We start from the raw sequence: 6104 nt of genomic DNA, 5'->3' as shown, positions 1-6104 counted from the left end.
ATTCCCCTAAACCTTATTTATTTTTCTCCATTTCTATCCAAAGCTTCTAATTTCCTAAGCCAATATTAAGCTATATGTTTGTAATATTCCACTCCCATTCAGGTGAGCCTCATTTAAAAACTCTCTGGTATTTATCATTAAGTTTTCTGAGATTGAAACCTTTTGAGTAAAAAGTGTTGTCGATTTTAGCTTGTAAATGTGTTCTATTTGGTGGTTGTTCTTTTACTTGAATTTTTCAGATATATTTTAAAATCAGAAATGATCTCTAATTTTATATTTGTTGATTGAGTAACGATCTTTGAAATCTAAGCAAGAGAAATGAAGTCAAACTATTTGATATGGATATTTTATATATTTCATTTTTAAATAAGACTATTTCTCTTAGTTGTTAATATCTATTTGAATACAACTCGTTTATGACCCTTGAAATATAGAGTGATAAAATTTGTGATTAAAAAGAGACACTAAGAGAGAGGACAAACTTAACTTTTATGGAGAGTTTGATCCTGGCTCAGAGTGAACGCTGGCGGCGTGCCTAATACATGCAAGTCGAACGATGAAGTCTTATAGCTTGCTATGAGATGGATTAGTGGCGCACGGGTGAGTAATGCATAGGTAATGTGCCCTTTAGTCTGGGATAGCCACTGGAAACGGTGATTAATACTAGATACTCCCTACGGGGGAAAGAATTTCGCTAAAGGATCAGCCTATGTCCTATCAGCTTGTTGGCGAGGTAATGGCTCACCAAGGCTATGACGGGTATCCGGCCTGAGAGGGTGAACGGACACACTGGAACTGAGACACGGTCCAGACTCCTACGGGAGGCAGCAGTAGGGAATATTGCTCAATGGGGGAAACCCTGAAGCAGCAACGCCGCGTGGAGGATGAAGGTTTTAGGATTGTAAACTCCTTTTCCAAGAGAAGATAATGACGGTATCTTGGGAATAAGCACCGGCTAACTCCGTGCCAGCAGCCGCGGTAATACGGAGGGTGCAAGCGTTACTCGGAATCACTGGGCGTAAAGAGCGCGTAGGCGGGTCAATAAGTCAGATGTGAAATCCTGTGGCTTAACTACAGAACTGCATTTGAAACTGTTGATCTAGAGTATGGGAGAGGTAGGTGGAATTCTTGGTGTAGGGGTAAAATCCGTAGAGATCAAGAGGAATACTCATTGCGAAGGCGACCTGCTGGAACATTACTGACGCTGATGCGCGAAAGCGTGGGGAGCAAACAGGATTAGATACCCTGGTAGTCCACGCCCTAAACGATGGATGCTAGTTGTTGGGAGGCTTGTCCTTCCAGTAATGCAGCTAACGCATTAAGCATCCCGCCTGGGGAGTACGGTCGCAAGATTAAAACTCAAAGGAATAGACGGGGACCCGCACAAGCGGTGGAGCATGTGGTTTAATTCGAAGATACGCGAAGAACCTTACCTAGGCTTGACATTGATAGAATCTGCTAGAAATAGCGGAGTGTCTAGCTTGCTAGACCTTGAAAACAGGTGCTGCACGGCTGTCGTCAGCTCGTGTCGTGAGATGTTGGGTTAAGTCCCGCAACGAGCGCAACCCTCGTCCTTAGTTGCTAACAGTTCGGCTGAGCACTCTAAGGAGACTGCCTTCGTAAGGAGGAGGAAGGTGAGGACGACGTCAAGTCATCATGGCCCTTACGCCTAGGGCTACACACGTGCTACAATGGGATGTACAAAGAGAGGCAATACTGCGAAGTGGAGCAAATCTCAAAAACATCTCTCAGTTCGGATTGTAGTCTGCAACTCGACTACATGAAGCTGGAATCGCTAGTAATCGTGAATCAGCAATGTCACGGTGAATACGTTCCCGGGTCTTGTACTCACCGCCCGTCACACCATGGGAGTTGTATTCGCCTTAAGCCGGGATGCTAAATTGGCTACCGTCCACGGCGGATGCAGCGACTGGGGTGAAGTCGTAACAAGGTAACCGTAGGTGAACCTGCGGTTGGATCACCTCCTTTCTAGAGATTTATTAAGATATTTGTTTATCTTAATCATCATTTTTAAAAAATAAACATTCAGATAGTTAACTTCTTTTTCTTGCTTAGTTTTCAGGGATTGATTTCAGTCGATGAAGCATAAAAATAAGAGGATGTTATAGGGGCTTATAGCTCAGGTGGTTAGAGCGCACCCCTGATAAGGGTGAGGTCAGAGGTTCAACTCCTCTTAAGCCCACCATTAGGGGAATTAGCTCAGCTGGGAGAGCGCCTGCTTTGCACGCAGGAGGTCAGCGGTTCGATCCCGCTATTCTCCACCAATAATTTCCTCTTATTGAAATCTTCTCTTGGTAGATTTTTAAAATCGTATTTGATATATCATTTATAGAGTGTATGTAGTTCCATACATTAGATAAATAGATGATAGTATAATAAGACATCGTTGATGTTTTATAGGAAGTTTAATCAGAGTCTTTAAGCTTGTGAAGCCATAAAGGTTTGAATTAGACTTTTGTCTAAATGTTATTTAAAATTTTATTGTTAATAGCCTAAAAAATAGTAATGAAACTACAATTAACTCTGTTTTTTATTGAGAGTGAGTTTGAGCTTTAAATATTTGATATTCAGATACATAGAGTGATACATACATTCAATAAGGCAGTGATAACTTTAGAATATTCACACAGTTTTATCATACTTTGAAAGCCAGATTCAAGATTTATCTTGGATTTGTTAAATAAGCTTTTAAGGGCAGATGGTGGATGCCTTGGCAAAGAGAGGCGATGAAGGACGTACTAGACTGCGATAAGCTATGGGGAGCTGTCAAGAAGCTTTGATCCATAGATTTCCGAATGGGGCAACCCAACTAGTAGAGATGCTAGTTACCTTTAATGGAGCGAACCTAGGGAAGTGAAACATCTCAGTACCTAGAGGAAAAGAAATCAAAAGAGATTCTCTTAGTAGCGGCGAGCGAACGGGGAACAGGGCAAACCAAGTGCTTGCACTTGGGGTTGTGGACTGCAATATCCACTTGAATAATTTAGCAGAATTACCTGGAAAGGTAAGTCACAGAGGGTGATAGCCCCGTATGCGAAAAGTTATTCATAGGTAGCAGTATCCAGAGTAGGTCAGGACACGAGAAATCCGGACTGAAGCAGGGGAGACCACTCTCCAACCCTAAATACTACTCTTTGACCGATAGCGAACAAGTACCGTGAGGGAAAGGTGAAAAGAACCGCAGTGAGCGGAGTGAAATAGAACCTGAAACCATCTGCCTACAATCATTCGGAGCCCTATGATTTATCAGGGTGACGGACTGCCTTTTGCATAATGATCCTGCGAGTTGTGGTATCTGGCAAGGTTAAGCAAACGCGAAGCCGTAGCGAAAGCGAGTCTTAATAGGGCGTTTAGTCAGATGCTGCAGACCCGAAGCTAAGTGATCTATCCATGGCCAAGTTGAAACGAGTGTAATAGCTCGCGGAGGACTGAACTCGTACCCATTGAAACGGGTTGGGATGAGCTGTGGATAGGGGTGAAAGGCCAAACAAACTTAGTGATAGCTGGTTCTCTTCGAAATATATTTAGGTATAGCCTCAAGTGATAGTAATAGGGGGTAGAGCTCTGATTGGGCTAGGGCTGCTCACCGCGGTACCAAACCCTGTCAAACTTCGAATACCTATTACCGTATCTTGGGAGTCAGGCGGTGGGTGATAAAATCAATCGTCAAAAGGGGAACAACCCAGACTACCGAATAAGGTCCCAAAGTTCTATTCTGAGTGGAAAAAGATGTACAGTTACTCAGACAACCAGGAGGTTGGCTTAGAAGCAGCCATCCTTTAAAGAAAGCGTAACAGCTCACTGGTCTAGTGATTGCGCGCTGAAAATATAACGGGGCTAAGATAGACACCGAATTCGTAGATTGTGCTGATGCACAGTGGTAGAAGAGCGTTCGTATCAGCGTTGAAGGTATACCGGTAAGGAGTGCTGGAGCGATGCGAAGTGAGCATGCAGGAATGAGTAGCGATAAAATATGTGAGAATCATATTCGCCGTAAATCTAAGGTTTCCTACGCGATGCTCGTCATCGTAGGGTTAGTCGGGTCCTAAGACAAGTCAGAAATGGGTAGTCGATGGCAAATAGGTTAATATTCCTATACCAACCATTGTGTGCGATGGGGGGACGCATAGGGTTAAGCGAGCCAACTGATGGAAGTGTTGGTCGAAGGGCGTAGATTGGAGGACAGGTAAATCCACCTCTGTATTCGAAACCTTACAGGCTCTTTGAAATCTTCGGATCGATAGGAGAATCGCTGATACCGTCGTGCCAAGAAAAGCCTCTAAGTTTAGCAATGGTTGCCCGTACCGTAAACCGACACAGGTAGATGAGATGAGTATTCTAAGGCGCGTGAAAGAACTCTGGTTAAGGAACTCTGCAAACTAGCACCGTAAGTTCGCGATAAGGTGTGCCACAGCAATGTGGTCTCAGCAAAGAGTCCCTCCCGACTGTTTACCAAAAACACAGCACTTTGCAAACTCGTAAGAGGAAGTATAAGGTGTGACGCCTGCCCGGTGCTCGAAGGTTAAGAGGATTAGTCAGCAGCAATGCGAAGCTTTGAATTGAAGCCCGAGTAAACGGCGGCCGTAACTATAACGGTCCTAAGGTAGCGAAATTCCTTGTCGGTTAAATACCGACCTGCATGAATGGCGTAACGAGATGGGAGCTGTCTCAACCAGAGATTCAGTGAAATTGTAGTGGAGGTGAAAATTCCTCCTACCCGCGGCAAGACGGAAAGACCCCGTGGACCTTTACTACAGCTTGGCACTGCCGATGGGAACATTATGCGCAGGATAGGTGGGAGGCTTTGAAATCTTTACTCCGGTGGAGATGGAGCCATCCTTGAGATACCACCCTTAATGTTTCTGTCTGCTAACTGGCTTGAGTTATCCTCAAGCAGGACAATGCCTGGTGGGTAGTTTGACTGGGGCGGTCGCCTCCTAAAAAGTAACGGAGGCTTGCAAAGGTTGGCTCATTGCGGTTGGAAATCGCAAGTTGAGTGTAATGGCATAAGCCAGCCTGACTGTAAGACAAACAAGTCGAGCAGAGACGAAAGTCGGTCATAGTGATCCGGTGGTTCTGTGTGGAAGGGCCATCGCTCAAAGGATAAAAGGTACCCCGGGGATAACAGGCTGATCTCCCCCAAGAGCTCACATCGACGGGGAGGTTTGGCACCTCGATGTCGGCTCATCGCATCCTGGGGCTGGAGCAGGTCCCAAGGGTATGGCTGTTCGCCATTTAAAGCGGTACGCGAGCTGGGTTCAGAACGTCGTGAGACAGTTCGGTCCCTATCTGCCGTGGGCGTAGGAAAGTTGAGGAGAGCTGTCCCTAGTACGAGAGGACCGGGATGGACGTGCCACTAGTGTACCAGTTGTTCTGCCAAGAGCACCGCTGGGTAGCTACGCACGGATGTGATAACCGCTGAAAGCATCTAAGCGGGAAGCCAACTCCAAGATTAACTTTCCCTGAAGGTCGCAGGAAGACTACCTGCTTGATAGGGTAGATGTGTAAGTGTAGCAATACATTCAGCTGACTACTACTAATAGACCGTTTGGCTTATTTTATATTCATAGATAAAAAGGTGTGGATATGTTATCACTGCCTTATTGAGTGTATATGGTTTTATTACTAGGATTTTAGAATTTTATGAACTTTTTAATCAAAATTCGAGATTGAAATATTCTAGGCTATTATTATAAAATAGATTCTCTTTTATAGTGGAAAATGGAATTAAGAGCAAAAGCACTTGCTTTTAATTCCCTTTTCCTTGTGTCTATAGAGAGGAGGCAACACCCAGCTCCATTCCGAACCTGGCAGTTAAGCTCCTCTTCGCTGATGATACTGCATCTTTCAGGTGTGGGAACGTAGGTCGATGCAGGGATAGGGAATCTTCTTTTGATTCTATCTTTTTATCCTTTATTAAAATCTTTTTATTTATTTAGGAATATATTTTAAAAAAATCATCAAATCAATCTTTTATTAAAATTTATTTGAGAAAAAGAACTTCTGAAAAATCCAAAATTCCGTAAAATCTCACACTAACATATCGAACAAATCAGACAAATAAAAACATATCAATTTTACAA

General features: G+C 43.9%; 2 tRNA genes and 3 rRNA genes. All 5 read left to right on the top strand.

Features of this window, described 5'->3' with window-relative positions:
- Positions 1-488 precede the first annotated feature (488 nt).
- The 5 genes from Q5I06_RS08570 (at position 489) to rrf (ending at position 5899) form a co-directional block, all read left to right on the top strand.
- Positions 489-1989: ribosomal RNA gene (locus tag Q5I06_RS08570) — 16S ribosomal RNA — on the top strand.
- 140 nt (positions 1990-2129) lie between these two features.
- A tRNA-Ile gene (locus Q5I06_RS08565) sits at positions 2130-2206 on the top strand.
- A 3-nt stretch (positions 2207-2209) separates the two neighbouring features.
- Positions 2210-2285 (top strand) — tRNA-Ala (locus tag Q5I06_RS08560).
- Between the two features lie 414 nt (positions 2286-2699).
- Positions 2700-5582: ribosomal RNA gene (locus Q5I06_RS08555) — 23S ribosomal RNA — on the top strand.
- 201 nt (positions 5583-5783) lie between these two features.
- Positions 5784-5899 (top strand): 5S ribosomal RNA (gene rrf / locus Q5I06_RS08550).
- Together the 16S, 23S and 5S rRNA genes with 2 tRNA genes alongside form the textbook arrangement of a ribosomal RNA operon.
- The last annotated feature ends 205 nt before the right edge of the window (positions 5900-6104 follow it).

The sequence above is a fragment of the Helicobacter cappadocius genome (assembly GCF_030688855.1).
Lineage (GTDB): Bacteria > Campylobacterota > Campylobacteria > Campylobacterales > Helicobacteraceae > Helicobacter_J > Helicobacter_J cappadocius.
Note: the sequence above shows the minus strand (reverse complement) of the source record. Positions and strands in the feature narration are given on the sequence as shown.